At 70.8% G+C, this 16,520-nt stretch carries 13 protein-coding genes; 6 read left to right on the top strand and 7 right to left on the bottom strand.

Annotated elements, in window-relative coordinates:
- Window positions 1–20 precede the first annotated feature (20 nt).
- Complete coding sequence (locus Afe05nite_RS39295; RefSeq protein WP_203822418.1) at window positions 21–488, top strand: hypothetical protein; 468 nt, start codon at window positions 21–23, stop codon at window positions 486–488.
- On the opposite strand, the gene Afe05nite_RS39290 is transcribed toward Afe05nite_RS39295, so the two are convergent.
- From Afe05nite_RS39290 to Afe05nite_RS39270, 5 genes are read right to left on the bottom strand one after another with little or no spacing between them, the layout of a single operon-like run.
- Entirely contained in the window at window positions 475–1,200 is a 726-nt protein-coding gene (locus tag Afe05nite_RS39290) for a CPBP family intramembrane glutamic endopeptidase (RefSeq protein ID WP_203822417.1), read from the bottom strand. The two genes, Afe05nite_RS39295 and Afe05nite_RS39290, sit on opposite strands and share 14 nt — an antisense overlap.
- Entirely contained in the window at window positions 1,182–2,735 is a 1,554-nt protein-coding gene (locus Afe05nite_RS39285) for a beta-galactosidase (protein ID WP_203822416.1), read from the bottom strand. The genes Afe05nite_RS39290 and Afe05nite_RS39285 overlap by 19 nt, the downstream gene beginning before the upstream one ends.
- A complete protein-coding gene (locus Afe05nite_RS39280; RefSeq protein WP_203822415.1) occupies window positions 2,732–3,679 on the bottom strand; it encodes a carbohydrate ABC transporter permease in 948 nt (315 codons plus the stop codon). The genes Afe05nite_RS39285 and Afe05nite_RS39280 overlap by 4 nt, the downstream gene beginning before the upstream one ends.
- Window positions 3,676–4,656: an ABC transporter permease gene (locus Afe05nite_RS39275; RefSeq protein ID WP_239118551.1), complete on the bottom strand. Its 981-nt coding sequence runs from the start codon at window positions 4,654–4,656 to the stop codon at window positions 3,676–3,678. Before Afe05nite_RS39275 ends, Afe05nite_RS39280 begins: the two co-directional genes overlap by 4 nt.
- Window positions 4,653–6,344: a type 2 periplasmic-binding domain-containing protein gene (locus tag Afe05nite_RS39270; RefSeq protein WP_203822414.1), complete on the bottom strand. Its 1,692-nt coding sequence runs from the start codon at window positions 6,342–6,344 to the stop codon at window positions 4,653–4,655. The genes Afe05nite_RS39275 and Afe05nite_RS39270 overlap by 4 nt, the downstream gene beginning before the upstream one ends.
- Before the next feature lie 188 nt (window positions 6,345–6,532).
- Between Afe05nite_RS39270 and Afe05nite_RS39265 the strand changes: the two genes are divergently transcribed.
- From Afe05nite_RS39265 to Afe05nite_RS39250, 4 genes are all read left to right on the top strand, one after another.
- Window positions 6,533–7,744, top strand: coding sequence for an ROK family transcriptional regulator (locus Afe05nite_RS39265; protein ID WP_203822413.1), 1,212 nt, complete (start codon window positions 6,533–6,535; stop codon window positions 7,742–7,744).
- A 128-nt stretch (window positions 7,745–7,872) separates the two neighbouring features.
- On the top strand, window positions 7,873–10,641 hold the full coding sequence (locus tag Afe05nite_RS39260; protein WP_203822412.1) for a glycoside hydrolase family 3 protein: 2,769 nt from the start codon (window positions 7,873–7,875) through the stop codon (window positions 10,639–10,641).
- Between the two features lie 114 nt (window positions 10,642–10,755).
- Window positions 10,756–11,916 (top strand): sensor domain-containing phosphodiesterase, encoded by a 1,161-nt coding sequence (locus tag Afe05nite_RS39255; protein WP_239118550.1) that lies wholly within the window; start codon window positions 10,756–10,758, stop codon window positions 11,914–11,916.
- An 85-nt stretch (window positions 11,917–12,001) separates the two neighbouring features.
- Window positions 12,002–12,457, top strand: coding sequence for a protealysin inhibitor emfourin (locus Afe05nite_RS39250; RefSeq protein WP_203822411.1), 456 nt, complete (start codon window positions 12,002–12,004; stop codon window positions 12,455–12,457).
- 4 nt (window positions 12,458–12,461) lie between these two features.
- Here the strand turns inward: Afe05nite_RS39250 and Afe05nite_RS39245 are convergent, their stop codons facing one another.
- Complete coding sequence (locus Afe05nite_RS39245; RefSeq protein ID WP_203822410.1) at window positions 12,462–12,893, bottom strand: ATP-binding protein; 432 nt, start codon at window positions 12,891–12,893, stop codon at window positions 12,462–12,464.
- 105 nt (window positions 12,894–12,998) lie between these two features.
- On the opposite strand from Afe05nite_RS39245, the gene Afe05nite_RS39240 reads away from it, so the two are divergent.
- Entirely contained in the window at window positions 12,999–15,275 is a 2,277-nt protein-coding gene (locus Afe05nite_RS39240; RefSeq protein WP_203822409.1) for a putative bifunctional diguanylate cyclase/phosphodiesterase, read from the top strand.
- Here Afe05nite_RS39240 and mltG read toward each other — a convergent pair.
- On the bottom strand, window positions 15,272–16,520 hold a 1,249-nt coding region (mltG, locus tag Afe05nite_RS39235), incomplete at its 5' end, for an endolytic transglycosylase MltG (RefSeq protein WP_307835673.1). The genes Afe05nite_RS39240 and mltG overlap by 4 nt on opposite strands.

Genomic DNA, 16,520 nt, shown 5'->3' with positions numbered 1-16,520 from the left:
CGGCGTACGGCGGAGGTCGCATGGGCACCCGGGATGTCGGACCTTTCGACGACGGCGTCACGACCCTGCGGCTGCCCGGTTTCGGCTGGTGGCTGCAGTGGCGCGGGGACGGCTTCTGGCGGGACCTCGGCGACGTGCAGTTCCAGGCGGAGCAGGACGGCTCCCATCGGCCCGCCGAGGACGACTGGATCCGGTGGAGCGGACTGGCTCGGCCGCAGGCACGGGGCGGCGAATGGGGTGGCGTGGCGACGTGGTGGCTCGTCTTCGGCGAGGCTCCCGCCGGCACCACGCCCGCCGTCACGCTCGCCGACGGCACCCGGCCCGCGGTGCTGCGGCTCGGGAGGCTGTGGGCCGGCGAATGGTGTGCCGTGGCCCAGGCGGTGACGATCCACGTTGGACAAGAACGGTTCGATCCACCGTTCTCCGAGCCGTTCTACCGCAGGCGCGAGGCCGAAGCTGACGACACCGGGTGGTTCAGGAGCGGCTGACGGGGGTCGGGACCATCACCAGCGCGCGCAGGTCGAGCCGGACGTGCAGCACGATCGGGAACAGCAGACTGCCGGTGGGCAGGTAGAAGTAGCACAACACCAGGCCCAGCCCGGCGGTCCCGAGCATGCCGGAGCGGCCCTGGTAGAGGTGGGCGGCGCCGAACAGGACACTGGCGGCCGGCGCCGCGGCGACCGGGGGCAGCCCGGCCGCCAGGCCGGCGAGGACGAGCAGGCCGCGGAACATGAGCTCTTCGCCGACCCCGGCGCTGATCGAGGCCGCCCACGCCCACCGGTGCTCGGCCCGGGTCGCGGGGACCAGCACTTCCAGGCGGGCCGGGCGGGGCACCGGTTCCCCGCGCCGGGCCTGCCGCCGCCACCAGAGGCCGCCGGCGACGATCAGCACGGCGAGCTCGACGAAGAAGCGGAGCCGGTCGCCGGCGGCGTGCGGCCAGGTGAGCCCCAGGTGCGCGGGCCGCAGCTGGGGCACCACCAGCGGCAGCAGGGCGGGTGGGAGCAGCAGGCCGAGTTTGCGGACCACGTCGGCCCGGTAGAAGGCGACCAGCGCGTCCGGGTCAATGGGCCGCACGGACCGCAGCACCGCGTACGCCCGATGGCCGACCAGGGCCAGCATCGCCGAGTAGCCGATGGCGAGCAGTACGACGACCCAACCGGTGAGGCCGAGTCGGGGCACCGTCACGAGGGTCGGGGCCACGTCCGCAGTGTCGCATCGAGATCGTCGAGGTCGGCGGGCAGGTAGCGGACCGTGCCGGCGCCGTAGTGGTTCTCGAGCACGGACGGGGCCGGCTCGGCGGTGGGGCGGTCGAGGGCGCCGGTCCACGGGTCGATGACGCGGACGCCGAGCAGGTCGTCCAGTGCGCCCGGCGTGACCCGGCAGTGGTCGTCGACCAGGGCGGTGCCGTGGGTGAGGACGAGCCGGCCGCCACCGCGCACGTAGTCGCGCAGGGCCCGGTGGTGGGCCGCCGACAGCAGGTAGAGCTGGGGCGCCACGACCAGGTCGTAACCGGCCAGCGGCGCGCCCGGCGGCAGCACGTCGACCGGGGCGCCCAGGGCTCGGTGCCAGCGACGGACGGTCCGGTCGTAGTCGGGGTGCGCGGGCAGGTGCGGGGCCTGCAGGGCCCACATCGTCGGCTCGTCGTAGAGCAGGGCGGTCCGGGCGGTCACGACTGTCGGGGCGCGGCCTCGCAGCGCAGCGCCGAGCGCACAGATCTCGCGGAAGACGGGGGTCTCCGGACCGGCATGCGGGACCATCGCCGGGTGCCACTGCTCGGCGCCGCCGCGGCTGGCCCGCCACTGGAAGTAGAGGATGCCGGTGGCGCCCCGGGCGAGGTACGGCTCGGCGATCTCGCGGGCCGCCGGCGACGGCGCGTGTTCCATCAGCATCCAGGGGCCGCCGCGGGCCCAGCCGCGGGCCAGGTCGGCGGCGAAGGCGCGGTCGGCCAGGGTTTCCGGGTAGTCGTCGATGGCCACCACGTCGACCTCGCGGGCCCACCGGGCGTGATCGACCGGCACCCAGCCGCCGAGGGCGAAGTTCGTGGTGACCGGGGCCGGCGACGCGGCGAGCCGGGCCTTCTGGGCGAGGTAGTGCGCCAGCATCGCGTCGGAGCCGAAGCGGCGGTAGTCGAGCAGGTGGGCCGGGTTGCCCAGGTACTGGGTGGCGCGCGGGGGGCGGACCTGGTCGAAGGACGCGTAACGCTGGGACCAGAAGTCGGTGGTCCACGCCTCATTGAGCACCGCGACGTCCGAATAGCGGGCGGCCAGCCAGTGCCGGAAGGCCACGGCGCAATGGTCGCAGTAACAGGTCGTGCCGTACTCGTTGTGGACATGCCAGAGCCGCACCGCGGGATGTGCGGCGTACCGGGTGGCGAGGGCATCGACGATCCGCGCGGAGGCCGCCGCGTAGGACGGGGCGTTCACGCAATAGGTGTCCCGGGAACCGTACGACAGCCGTACACCATCACGGTTCTGTGGCATCTCGGAAGAGAACCACGGTGGCGGTGAAGCGGTGGGAGTCGCCAGACACACCCCGATCCCGGCGCCCTGAAGCAGGTCGAGCACCTCGTCGAGCCACCCGAAATCGAACGACCCCGGCGCGGGCTCCAGGCGCGACCAGGCGAAGACGCCGACCGTGACCAGGTTGACGCCGGCCCGGAGCATCAGGTCCACATCGTCGGCCCACACCGACGGGGGCCACTGCTCCGGGTTGTAGTCGCCGCCGAACCGGATCATCCCTTGACCGCGCCGAGGAGCATGCCCTTGGCGAAGTGCCGCTGCACGAACGGGTAGATGATCAGGATCGGGATCAGGGTCAGGGTCACCACCGCCATCTGGATGGAGAGCGGGGCGATCTGCTGGGCGCCGAGGTACGTGCCGGTCTGGGTGACACCCATGCCCGGCATCGGGTTGCCCTGCAGGGTGTACGTGTAGATGACCAGCTGGAGCGGCCACTTCTGGTTGTCCGGCAGATAGAGCAGCGCGTTGAAGAACGTGTTCCAGTAGCCGACCGCGTAGAACAGCGAGATCACCGCGACCACGGCCCGCGACGTGGGCAGGACGATCCGGGTGAGGATCCGCCATTCGCCGGCCCCGTCGACGTAGGCCGCGTCGATCAGGTCGCGTGACGTGTTGGCGAAGAAGCCGCGCATCACCAGGATGTTGAACACGCTCACCGCGCTGGGCAGGATCAGCGCCCAGAAGTTGTCGTAACCGCCGAGTCCGGCCACCACCATGAAGGTGGGGATCAGGCCGCCGTTGAAGAACATCGTGACGACCAGCAGCATCAGGATCGGGCGGTGGCCCCACGAGCGGTAGCGGGACAGGCCGTACGCGCAGAGGACCGTCACCACCACCGAGAGCAGCGTGCCGACGGCGGTGATGCCGAGGCTCGCGATCAGCGAGCTGATCACCAGGTTGTTGGTGAAGATCTGGTGGTACGCCTCGACGGTGATGCCGTGCGGCACCAGCACCATTCCGCCGGCCTGGTTGATCGAACCCTGGGTCGACAGGCTGGTCAGCACGACCATGTAGAGCGGGATGAGCACGACCAGGACGATGAACGCCAGGACCGCGCCCTTGCCGGCCTGCCCGGCCGCGGTCGGTGGCTCCTCCCAGGGGGGCCGGTTGCGGTTGCGGCGGGTCTTCTCGGCCGCGCGGGCCAGTGCGGTGGCAGTCATCGCCGGTACAGTCCGTCCTCGCCGAACAGGTGGGCCACCTTGTTGGCGGTGAGAATGAGAATCAGCGAGAGGAGGCCCTTGAACAGCGATGCCGCCGCCCCGATGCTGAAGTTCGCGTTGACCACGCCGTAGTAGTAGGCGTAGGTGTCGAGCACTTCGGAGGCGTCCCGGCCGACCGCGAGGCGCTGGATCAGCATCTGCTCGAAGCCGACGGTGAGCACGTTGCCGAGTTGCAGGACGAGCATGAGCACGACGATGCCGCGGATGCCGGGCAGCGTGATGTGCCACAGCCGCCGCCACCGGCCCGCCCCGTCGACCGCGGCCGCCTCGAAGAGCTGCTGGTCGATGGCGGCCAGCGCGGCCAGGAAGACGATGATGCCCCAGCCCGCCTCCTTCCAGACCACCTGGGCGGTGACCAGCAGCTTGAAGGTGTCCGGGTTGGTCATGATGTCCCACGTGCCGAGGTCGTGCGAGCGCAGGAACTGGTTGAGCGCGCCCGCCCCGCCGAGCATCTGCTGGAAGATCGTGATCGCGAGCACCCACGAGAAGAAGTGCGGCAGGTAGACCACCGACTGCACGAACGTGCGCACCTTGGTGCTCAGCACCGAGTTCAGCAGGATGGCGAGCAGGATCGGCACCGGGAAGAACAGCACCAGCTGGACGAGACTGAGCGTCAGCGTGTTCTCGAAGGCCGACCAGAACAGCGGGTCGCCGAACAGCCGCCGGAACGTGTCGAGCCCGCTCCACGGGCTGTGCCAGAAGCCGGCGTAGATGCTGTAGGTCTGGAACGCCGTCGCGGTGCCGAACATCGGCGCGTAGTTGAAGACGAGCACCAGCGCGATCGCCGGCAGCGTCATCACGACCAGCGCGCGGTCACGCAGGAACCGGCGCCGCCGGTCGGCTTTCTTCAGGGTGCGCGCCTCGGCGCGGCTGGGCCGCGCCGAGGCGGTGGGTGGCGCTTCGTGAAGAGCTGTCACTGACCCGTTCCGTACTTGTTCTTGACGTCCTCGTAGAACTTGCGCAGTTCGTTGCCGCCCGAGCTGCGCCAGGTCGCGAGGGCGTCCTGGAAGGCGGAGATCGGCTTACGGCCGTACCGGACGTCCTGCGAGACGTCGACCATCGGCTGGTTGAGGTTCGCGTACTGGGCCGGTTCGGTGATGTTCATGCCGTAGAACGACGGCTTCGTCGCGTACTTCACCATGTCGGCCTCCCAGGCCGCGTAGTCCTTCGCCACCTGCTCGTGCCCGGGGTTCACCGGCACCGGGGTGATCGGCGTGACCAGGAACTGGTAGGTCTGCGCGACCTCCTTGCTGCCCTTCTCGGTCAGCTGGGGGTTGCCGTCCTTGATGGTGTAGTCGAGGCCCTGCTTGCCGAAGTTGACGGTGAGCCACTCGGTCGAGCCGTACGGCGCGGCCAGGTAGTTCGCGATCGACAGGCATTCCTTGATCTGGTCGGCGCTGAGCTTGCCGTTGAGGAAGGAGTACATGCTGGCGGCCGGGTTCATCGGCATGGCCGGCTTGCCGTCGTTGGCCAGCAGCTTGAAGGCGGCCTTGACGTAGGCGGGGTTGGCGGCCCGGCCGGACTCCTCGTCGGCGCCGGTCCAGCTGCCGGTGCCGTCGCCGGTGATGACCTCCTTGCCGCTCCAGAAGCGCTGCTTGCCCTCCTCCTTCTTGCCGGCCAGGGCGTCCGGGTGCACGTAACCGGCCTTGGCCTGCTTGGCGAACCAGTTGAGGGCCTCGAGGTACTCGGGCATCTCGTAGCGGTTGACGACCTTGCCGCTGGAGTCGACCGACCACCGGTACGGGTCGCCCGGGTAGTGGAAGACGTGGGCCATGTAGTCGAAGAAGTCACCGAACGCCCACTGCCCCGCCTTGGGGTCGGTGAGCTGCTTGGCGATGCCTTCGAGGTCGGCCGGCGACTTGATGCTGTCGGGGTTGATGCCCTCCTTCTCGAAGATGTCCTTGCGGAAGAAGAGGGCCCCGCCGGCGGTGGCGCCGCTGTAGAACGTCGGCAGGCCGAACAACTTGCCGTTCCAGATGCAGGACTGCCAGGCGGCGGTCGGGATGGCGGCCAGGTTCGGGTACGCCTTGATGGCGTCGCCGGACAGGTAGGGCCCGAGGTCGGCGAACTTGTTGACGGCGTCGGCGAAACCGAGGTTGCCCATGTTCCAGCTCGGGATCATCATCCAGTCGGGCAGCTTGTTGCCGGCGAACAGCGGCGGCAGGATCTTCTCGTAGTTGACCCCGTCGGCCGGCTGCATCTTGAGGTCGGCCCCGAGCGCCGCGTTGACCGTCTCGTAGTAGCTGTTGCCCTTCGACGACGGGATGGAGCCCCACAGCGGGGTCATCGTCGTGTAGGAGCCGCCCTTGCCCGGGACGCCGGTCACGGTGGTGACGGGGCTGGCCGGGTATTTGAGGAACACCGGCGTCGAGGTGAAGCCGTTCGCCCCCACCACACCGGGGATGTCCGGGGTGAGCGCGGTGGCCGGCACGTACGCCGGGAGGATCTTGCCCAGCTGGCCCTTGTCGGTCGTGCCCGGACCGCCGCCGGTCTTGGCGTCGCCGCACCCGGCCAGCACCCCGCTCCCCGCGATCGCGAGCGCGCCGAGACCGGTCAACTCCAGGAACCGGCGACGGTCGGCACGGACTCCATCGAGAGGGTTCACTATGTCACTCCCTTCCGGGATACGAACTTCCGGATTCGAATTTGTTTGCCTTCGCGGCCCAGACATCGATAACCTTTAGTTGGGTCGTTAAACAAACAAAGTAGCCGAGGCCATCCGACCTCACAACCCCTCACCGGGGTGCGGCATGATGGGCGGCGAGGGTATGGGACCGGGGGCAGGGGCCATTGGTGTTCACCAAGGACGGCGGGCCGCAACCTGCGGACTTCGCGGACGTACGGGCGACGAACCTCGCCGTCGTGCTGCGTCATCTGCGGATCAACGCGCCCTGCTCGCGCGCCAACATCGCCGCCGCCACCGGCCTCAACAAGGCGACCGTGTCGAGCCTCGTCACCGACCTGATCGGGCGCCGGCTCGTGCGCGAGGTCGGCATGTCGGAGAAGAGCATCGGCCGGCCGGCGATGATGCTCGTGCTGGACGGCTCCCCCTACGCGGCGATCGGCCTCGAGGTCAACGCCGACTACCTCACCGCGGTCGCCCTCGACCTGGCCGGCGAGCGCCTGCTGTCGTGGCGCCGCTCGTTCGCCGGCGCCTCCTCGGCCCCCGGCCCGGCCATCGCCTCGCTGGCCGCGCTGGCCAAGCGCGCGATCGCCAAGATGGTCCGCGAGGAACGCCGGGTGCTCGGCCTGACCGTGGCGGTGCCCGGCCTGGTCGACCCCGACGGCGTGATCGAGCTGGCCCCCAACCTCGGCTGGCACCAGGTCGACCTGCGTAAGTCGCTGCTCAGCGCCCTGCAGGAACCGGCCTTCCCGCTGCTGGTGGAGAACGACGCCAACCTCGCGGTGCTCGCCGAGCAGCGGTTCGGCGGCCAGGGCAGCGCCAACCTGGTCTATCTGGCCGGCGGGGCGGGCATCGGGGCCGGCATCATCGCCGACGGGCGGCTGCTGCAGGGCAACCGGAACTTCGCCGGCGAGTTCGGCCACCTGCCGATCGACCCGGCCGGCCCGTTGTGCGGCTGCGGCCGGCACGGCTGCGTCGAGTCCCTCGCCGGGCTGGGTGCGCTGATCCGCCGGGCGTTACCGGAGGCGACCGTGTCGCCGTCCGAGTTCGGGCCGCAGGTCGACGAGATACATCGGCTGGCCAAGGCCGGCGACGCCCGGGTGCTCGACGCCCTCGCCGCCACCGGCCGGCATCTCGGCCACGGCCTGTCGATGCTCACCAACCTGATCAACCCGGAGTTCGTCGCCCTCGGCGGCTACTTCACGGTGCTCGCGCCCTGGCTCATCCCGGACGCCTCGCGCGAGTTGGTCACCCGCTCGGTGGCCGGCGCCGGCGGCGGCACCCGGATCATCGCCTCGGCCCTCGACTCCAGCGCGGCGGCGGCCGGCGGCGCGACCCACGTGCTCGACGCGATCGACGCGGGAGCGCTCCCAACTCCTTGACCGCGATAGATCATCATCGCTTGACTGACCTGATCAGCTGCGGTAGACATCACGTCAAATCCCGGAAACACCTTCGACACACAAGGGACTCGTGTCGAAGCGCTTCGACTGCCTCGACGGATGTGACAATGAGTGAGAACCCGCGTTTCCGCCAGGCCGAAGCGCCGCTCACCGAGCGCGTCGACGACCTGCTCGCCCGGCTCACCCTGCCGGAGAAGATCGCGATGCTGCACCAGCACCAGCCGGCCATCGACCGGCTCGGCCTGGCCGCGTTCACCACCGGCACCGAAGCCCTGCACGGGCTCGCCTGGCTCGGCGAGGCCACCGTCTTCCCGCAGGCCATCGGCCTGGCGACGAGCTGGAACCTGGAACTGATCGGCCGGGTCGGCACCGCCGTCGCCACCGAGGTGCGCGGCCTGCACCACAAGGACCCCACACGGTGCGGCCTCAACGTCTGGGCGCCGGTGGTCAACCCGCTGCGCGACCCCCGCTGGGGGCGCAACGAGGAGGGGTACGCGGAGGACCCACTGCTCACCTCGCTCGCCGGCGACGCGTACGCGCGCGGGCTGGCCGGCGACCACCCGCGCGTGCTGCGGACCGCGCCCACCCTCAAGCACTTCCTCGGCTACGGCAGCGAGACCGACCGGTGCCTCACGTCGAGCAACCTCAGTCCGCGGGTGCTGCGCGAATGGGAGCTGCCCTGCTACCGGCGGCCGATCGAGCGCGGCTCGGCGGTGGCCGTGATGGCGTCGTACAACCTGGTCAACGGGCGGCCCGCGCATGTCACCCCGTACCTCAACGACGAACTGCGCACCTGGACCACCGACGAGATCTTCGTGGTGTCCGACGCCTACGCGCCGAGCAACCTGGCCGACCCCGACCAGCAGGCGTGGTTCCCCGATCACGCGGAGAGCCACGCGGCCGCGCTGAAGGCCGGCATCGACAGCTTCACCGACGCCGACAACCGCTCGTTCGTGACCATCGAACGCATCGACGAGGCGATGCGACGGGGTCTGGTCACCGAAGGCGACGTCGACCGGGCCGTCCGGCGGGCCTTGACGGTACGGGTACGCCTGGGCGAGTTCGACCCGGTGGACGACCGGCCGTACGCGGACATCACCACCGACGTGATCAACTGCGCCGAGCACCGGGAGCTGGCCCGGCTGGCCGCCCGCGAGTCGATCACCCTGCTCAAGTCGGAGTGCTGCCTGCTCCCCCTCGATCCGGCGCGGCACCGGACGGTCGCGGTGGTCGGCCCGCACGCCGCGAAGAACTACACCGACTGGTACTCCGGGACACTGCCCTACTCCTCGACGGTGCGCGACGGCCTCGCCGAGGTCTTCGGGGACGCGCGGATCCTGCACACCGAGGGCGTCGACCGGATCGCGCTGCGGCTCGGCGACCACTACCTGGCGGCCGACGCGGACGGCGTGCACCTGGTCGACGAGGTCTGCGGGTTCGACGTCTTCGACTGGGGCAACGGCGTCGTCACGCTGCGGTCCACGGTGAACGGCAAATTCCTGCGCGCCGCCGACGGCAGCCTCGCGGCCGACTCACCCGGCCCGTCCGAGTGGGTGGTGCGGGAGATGTTCAAACTGGACCGCCGGCCGGACGGCACGGTGGCGCTGCGCACCCACGCCTCCCCCGGCAACACCGACCTCGGGTCGCTGACCGCCCAGCTCGACCTCGGCCCGCGGGCCGCCCGCCTCGGCCTCGAGACCCTGGTCGACGGGGCCGCGGACGCCGCCGACCTGGCCGCCACCGCCGACGCCGTGCTCGTCGTGGTCGGCAACCATCCGTTGGTCAACGGCCGGGAGACCGAGGACCGGGCCGACCTGAAACTGCCCCCGGCCCAGGACCGGCTGCTGCGCGAGGTGCACGCGGCCAACCACAACACCGCCCTGGTGCTGGTGTCCAGCTACCCGTACGCGGTGGAGTGGGCCGACCACCACCTCCCCGCCGTGCTGTGGACGTCGCACGGTGGCCAGGAGCTCGGCCGGGCCCTGACCGACGTGCTCACCGGCCGGGCCGACCCGGGCGGGCGGCTCACCCAGACCTGGTACCGCAGCGCCTGCGAACTGCCGGACCTGCTCGACTACGACATCATCACCAACGACGCCACCTACCAGTACTACCGTGGCACCCCGCTCTACCCGTTCGGGCACGGCTTGTCGTACGCGACGTTCGACTACTCCAACCTCGACGTCTCGCACTCGTCCGCGGCCGCCGGCGACACGGTCACGATCACCGTCTGGGTCACCAACACCGGCCGCCGCCCCGGCAGCGAGGTCGTCCAGCTCTACACCCACCAGCAGCTCTCCCGGGTGAAGCAGCCCCTGCGCCAGTTGCGATCCTTCGAGAAGCTCACCCTCGAGCCCGGCCAGTCGTCCCTCGTCACCTTCTCCCTCACGGTCGACGACCTGCACTTCTGGGACGTCACCAGCGACCGCTTCGTGGTCGAGACGGCCCGCCACAAGATCATGGTGGGCCGCTCCGCCAGCGACATCCGCCTGACCGCGTCGCTGTCGGTGCGCGGCCGCCGGATCGGCCCGCGGCGCGCCCTCGACCACCCCATCCCGGCCGTCGACCACGACGAGTACAGCGGCACCACCCTCGCCGCCACCGGCGACCCGACCCGCGGCGAAGCGGTCCGGGCGGCCGAGGACGGCGCCTGGTGCTGCCTGTCCGGCATCGACCTGACCGGAGCCCACGAGGTCACCCTCGGCGGCGACGGCCCCCCGGTCGAACTCCGCCTCGACGACCCGTACGCCGGCACCCCCCTCGCCACCGTCCCCCCGGGCGCGTCCCCGGTCCCGGTCACCGCGGCCGACGGCGTCCACGACCTCTACCTGATCCTGGAAGCCGGCTCCCGCGTCACCGACATCACCTTCCGCTGACGTCGCCGAACGGCCGGGCTTTTCCTCAGGACCGGCGGCCCCGGGCCGATGACCAGGCCTGGTGGCGCCGCCGGGTGAGGCGAGGCGACCGCCGGGGGTGCGAGGAGAGCGATCGTGGATACCGCGACGATGACCGGCCTCGATGAGGTCGAGCGGCTGCTGGACAAGGTCCGCCTCCACCTCGGGGTCGAGGCGGCCTGGGTGTCCACGCTCGGGTCGGACGACCTGACCGTCTGGGCGGCGGCGGGCGCCGCCGAGCCGATGCGGCTTCCGGTCGGCGAACGGGTCGGGCAACTCGGCTCGTTCTGCGCCCGGGTGCTCGCCGGCACGCTGCCGGACGTGATCAACGACGTGCGCCGGCACCCGGTGACCCGCGACCTCGACACCACCCGCGACCTCGACATCGGCTCCTACTGCGGGGTGCCGTGGCGCTCGGCCGACGGCACCACGGCCGGCATGCTGTGCTGCGGCAGCCGGCACCCCGACCCGACCCTCGACCAGCAGGCGATCCGCTATCTCGGGCTGATCGCCGACCTGATCGGCGATCAGATGACCGGGCCGCTCACCGCGCGGCGGCACTCCGTCGACTCGGCCCGGCACACCGTTCAGGAGGTGCTCGACCACCAGGCCGTCCGGATGGTGTTCCAGCCGATCGTCCGGCTCGGCGACCGGGTCACGGTCGGCTACGAGGCGCTGGCCCGGTTCGACGCGTTCACCGGGCCGGACCGGGCGTTCGCGGCGGCTTCGCTGTGCGGCCTCGGCGTACCGCTGGAGCACCTCGCTCTCCGGCGGGCCGTCGACCGGCTGCCGGACCTGCCGGGGGACGCCTATCTCGCGGTCAACCTGTCGGCCGAGGCGCTGCTCGACGGCGAGGTACTGGACACGCTGCTCGCCCACGCCGGCCCCCGGCTGACCGTGGAGATCACCGAACATACCCAGGTCAGCGACTACGACCTGCTCACCGGCGCGCTGGCGGCGCTGCGCCGCGCCGGTGTGCGCCTGAGCGTCGACGACGCCGGCGCCGGCTATGCGAGCCTCGCGCACGTGCTCCGCCTGCGGCCCGACCTGATCAAACTGGACATCAGCCTGGTACGCGACGTCGACACCGACCCGGTGAAGGGTGCCCTGGCCGGTTGCCTGAACGATTTCGCCGGCCAGATCGGGGCGAGCCTGGTCGCCGAGGGCATCGAGACGGCGGCCGAACTGGCCCGGCTGGCCGCGGTGGGCGTCCGCTTCGGTCAGGGCTACCACCTGGCCCGCCCGGCCGAGCTGTAGAGAAACTGGGCGTAACCAGATGATCGGGTCCCGCGTTCTCCCTGTGAGAAAACGCCGGACACGGGAGTTTGCCATGAAGTTGCGCATGATTGCCGCGTTTGCCGCGGTCTGTTCCGTCGCCACGGTCACGCCGGCCCTCGCCTCGCCGGCCCTCGCCTCGCCCGCCCGGGAGGCCACGTCCGCCCGGGAAGCCACGGCGGTGACCGCCGGCAAGCCCGTCAGCTACCCGTTCAGCAGCTCGGCGACCAGGATCGTGCTCGAGCGGACCGGCGGCTTCGCGGGCACCAGCGTGTCCTACGTCGTCGACCGTTCCACCGCCGGCGGCCGGGAGCCGTTGCGGCTGGCCGGCAGCAACGACTTCCGGCGGTTGCGCGGCAGCTACCTGCCGGCCAACGCGTGCTGCGACCGGTACGCCTACCGGGTCACGGTGACCTGGCGCGGCGGGCAGCGCAAGACGGTCTCGACCGTGCAGGGGACGGCCGCGCCGAGCATTCTGTGGACCGTGATCCAGCGGACTCAGCAGGTCGGTGCCCAGTCCTGAGCCGTCATACGGCCAGTGGGAACGCCGCCCAGATGTGCTTGGTGCGGTCGCTGGTGTACCAGCCGACCTTCAGCGCGAACGCGTTCGCCAGGTGCAGACCGCGGCCGCCGGAGTCGAGCGGGCGGGTGTCGGCGAGCTCGGGGACGGCAGTCAGGTCGTGGTCGGCCACGTCGAGGACGAACTCGTCCCGCGTACGCAACAGGCGCACCACCGTCGGCGGGATGCCGTGCCGGATCGCGTTGGTCGCCAGCTCGGTGGCGACCAGCACCATCCGGTCGGGTATGTCGTCCAGTTCCGCCCGCGAAGCCGGCGTGTGCCGGTTGAGTGCCGCGACCAGGGCGGCGCGCAGCTCGCGCAGCTGCATGGTCGAGTCGAGCGGCCAGACCTCCAGTTCCTCGGCGTCCGGCGGAGGCGGAGAAGTACGTAGTTCACCCACCGGAGCACTGTGCCCGACGAGGCGGAACTCCAACCGCTGAATTCCTCATCGACATCGTCTGTCAGCCGAAAGACACAGCAGCGGACGTACGGTGGGGAAGAGGCGATGAGAGCTATCCGGCGAGATCCAGTGCTGCTCGCCCTGTTCGCCGTGACCGTAGCCGGGTTCCTGCTGTTCGGGATCTTCCAGGGCGACCGGACACGGCAGATCCAGGTTCTCTGGGTCGCGCAGGTGCCGATGGACGCGGCGCTCGCCTACGGGGCGTGGCGGCTGCGGGCGCTCGGCGCGCTCTACCGGCGGTTCTGGTCGGCGATCGCGTTCGCCGGTTGCTCGTTCACCGCCGGCGACAGCTTCCAGGCGCTGTCCTCGCTGCTCGCCCCGGAGCGGGCGTCGACCAGCGGCGGCACCGTGCAGTCCGCGTTCTTCACCATCGGCATGTTCAGCAACGTGATGGCCTGCATGCTCTTCCCGCAGGGCCTCAAGACGGCGCGGGAGAAGCTGGTGTTCTGGCTCGACGCCACCACCGTGCTCGTCGCGGGCGGCGTGACGGCCTGGTGTTTCGCGGTCAACCCGGTCGACGCGCAGCTGGACCGGGTGACGGCCAGCATCACCGCCGCGCTTGTCGTCGTCGGCGGTTTCTCGGCGACCAAGGTGGCGCTCGTGCCGCGTCCGCCGATGGCCCGGATCGCGGCGTGGCCGATGGTCGCGGCGCCGGTGGTGCAGGGCCTCGCGGCGTTCCTGCCGGGCCCGTTCCAGCGGCACGATCACTACTACGTCTTCATGGTGCTGCTGCTGCCGTCCCTGCTGATCGCGATCGGCCCGCGGATCCAGGAGGTCACGGCCCGCATCGGGGGCGCGGCGGGGAGCGTCCGGCGCCGGCCCTACAGCCTTCTGCCGTACGGGATGAGCGCCTTGACCTTCGTGGTCTTCATCCTGGTCCTTCCGGGGGACGCGTCCACCCGGCTGTGGGGGGCGACCGCCGGTGTCGTGGTGATCACCGCGCTGGTGGCGGGCCGGCAGCTGATCGCCTTCCAGGACAACGTGCGCCTGGTGGGCCGGCTCGACGTCGCGGTGGAGCGGCTGGTCGACCAGGAGACGCTGCTGCGCGAGCAGGCGTCCACCGACGGGCTCACCGGGCTCGCCAACCGGTCCCGCTTCAACCAGGAGCTGGCCGGTACGACCGGGACGGTGCTGCTCATCGACCTCGACGACTTCAAGACGGTGAACGACACCATGGGGCACGCCGCCGGGGACGCGCTGCTGGTGGAGGTGGCCGGGCGGCTGTGCGCGGCGGTGCGCGACGGCGACCTGGTGGCCCGGCTCGGCGGTGACGAGTTCACCGTGCTGCTGCCGGACTGCGACAGTGCGGGCGCCGGCCGGGTCGCCGAGGACATCCTGCGCCGGCTGGCCGAGCCGCTGACCCTGGACGGCCGCATCATCACCACCCGGGCCAGCATCGGCGTGGCCGGCTCCCGCCCCGGTGAGGGGGCGTCGACGCTGCTCGGCAACGCCGACATCGCGATGTACGAGGCGAAGCGGCGCGGCAGGAGCACCTGGGTGATCTACAGCGACGAGATGGGCGCCAAGATCAGCGCCGAGGCCCAGTTGGTGCGCGAGCTCGGCGCGGCCGTCGAGGCCGGCCAGTTCACCCTGGTCTACCAGCCCATCGTGCGTCTCGACGACCAGCGGATGACCGGCGTCGAGGCGCTGATCCGCTGGAACCACCCGACCCGCGGGGTGGTCTCGCCGGTCGACTTCATCCCGCTGGCCGAACGTTCCGGGCACATCGTGGCGATCGGCGGCTGGGCGCTGCGCGAGGCCTGCCGGCAGGCCGCCCACTGGCGTTCCGCCTTCCCGGCCGCCGAGGACCTGACCGTCAACGTCAACGTGGCCGGCCCGCAGCTGCGCACGGCCGGTTTCGTCGACGAGGTGGCGGCCGCGCTGCGCGACTCCGGCCTGCCCGCGAGCTGCCTGAGCATCGAGGTGACCGAGACCGCGGTGCTCGACGACGAGGAGTCGGCCGAGGCGATGCTGCGGTTGCGCGGTCTCGGCATCCGGCTGGCCCTGGACGACTTCGGCACCGCCGCGTCCTCGCTGGGCCTGCTGCTCACCGTCCCGGTGACCACGCTGAAGCTGGACCGCTCGTTCGTCGAGTCGATCACCACGGTCGGCCGGCAGGCGGCGGTCGCCACCGCGGTCAGCCAGATGGCGACCGCGCTGGATTTCTCCTCGGTGGCCGAGGGCATCGAGACCGACGAGCAGCGGGTGCTGATCCAGAGCCTCGGCTACCAGTACGGCCAGGGTTACCTCTTCGGCCGGCCGCTCCCGCCCGACGAGGTCGGCGACCGCTGGGCCGAGATGAACACGGTTCGCACCGACTAGAGAACGCCCGCCTTCTTGGCCTTGTCGACGTTCACCCGATGCTCGGCGAGGGTCCTGGCGAACGCCGAATGGCGCTGCTTGTCGATGGCCACGAAGAAGAACCAGTCCCCCGGCGGGGGATCCAGCGCGCCCTCCAGCGCCGCCCGGCCCGGGTTGTTGATCGGCGTCGGGGTCAGCCCCTCCTTACCGTGCAGGCGGTACGGGTTCTTCTTGTCCCGCAGCTCCTCGGTGGTCATCTTCCCGGACGGTTTCGTGGGCCGGCCGGTGAGCTGGTAGTAGTAGTTGATGCCGACGTCGTACTCGAGGCACTTGCACGGGATCTCGGGTGATCCGACCTGCAGGCGGTTGTAGGCGGTGCGCGCGACCTTGCCCAGGTCGGCGGTGTTGCCGGCCTCGGCCTGGGCCAGCGAGGCGACGGTCAGAACCTCGTACGCGGAGAGGTCCCGGTCTTTCGATCCGGTGGTGAGATCCAGTTCGCCGGCGACCTTCATGAAGTGCTCGACCATGATCCGCAGGTAGTCCGCCGCCCGTTTGCCGGGCTTGAAGTCGTAACCGGCCGGGAAGAGGAAGCCCTCGATCGAGCGGGTGACCTTCTGCCCGTCGGTGCGCACGAACCAGGAGTCGGGCACGCCCAGGGCCGTCGGGTCCCGGGCGGCCTTCTTGAAGTCGTCGACCGGCACCCCGGTGGCCTTGGCCAGCATGGTGTAGACCTGGTTGGCGGTCTTGCCCTCGGGGATCGTGACGCCCTCGAAGACCCGGGCCTTCGGGTCGAGCAGCAACGTCACCGCGTCGTCCGCCGACATCTGCTTACGCAGCGCATAGGTGCCGGGCTGGATGCCGGTGCCGGCCGGGTTCTTCTCGGCCGCCCCGATGAACGCCTTGGTGCTCTTCACGACGTCGGCCCGGACGAGCGTGTCACCCACGGCGGTGAGCGAGCCGGCGCCGATCTCCACCCGCACGTCCCCCACCCCCGACCCGTCGTAGTCGGCCGCGGAGAAGAAGCCACGGACGCGGTCGTAGCCGGCGTACCCGCCGACGCCGAGGGCCGCCAGCAGCAGGACGACGACTGCGAAGGCGACTTTGGTACGACCCTTGCCGGCCTCGGGGTGACGATGCCGCCGCACCCCGGGCGCGTCCGTGTAGTACATGGCGACGATTATCGGCAACAGCGTCAAGCCGGTCGCCGTGGGCTCGCGCAGAGTCAGCACGAGGCCCGGCGCAGACGCGCCGGGCCTCCTCGCTCGA

It is taken from the genome of Paractinoplanes ferrugineus (assembly GCF_016862195.1).
Taxonomy (GTDB): Bacteria; Actinomycetota; Actinomycetes; order Mycobacteriales; family Micromonosporaceae; genus Actinoplanes; species Actinoplanes ferrugineus.
The sequence above is the reverse complement of the archived record's forward strand: the minus strand, read 5'-3'. Positions and strand labels throughout refer to the sequence as shown.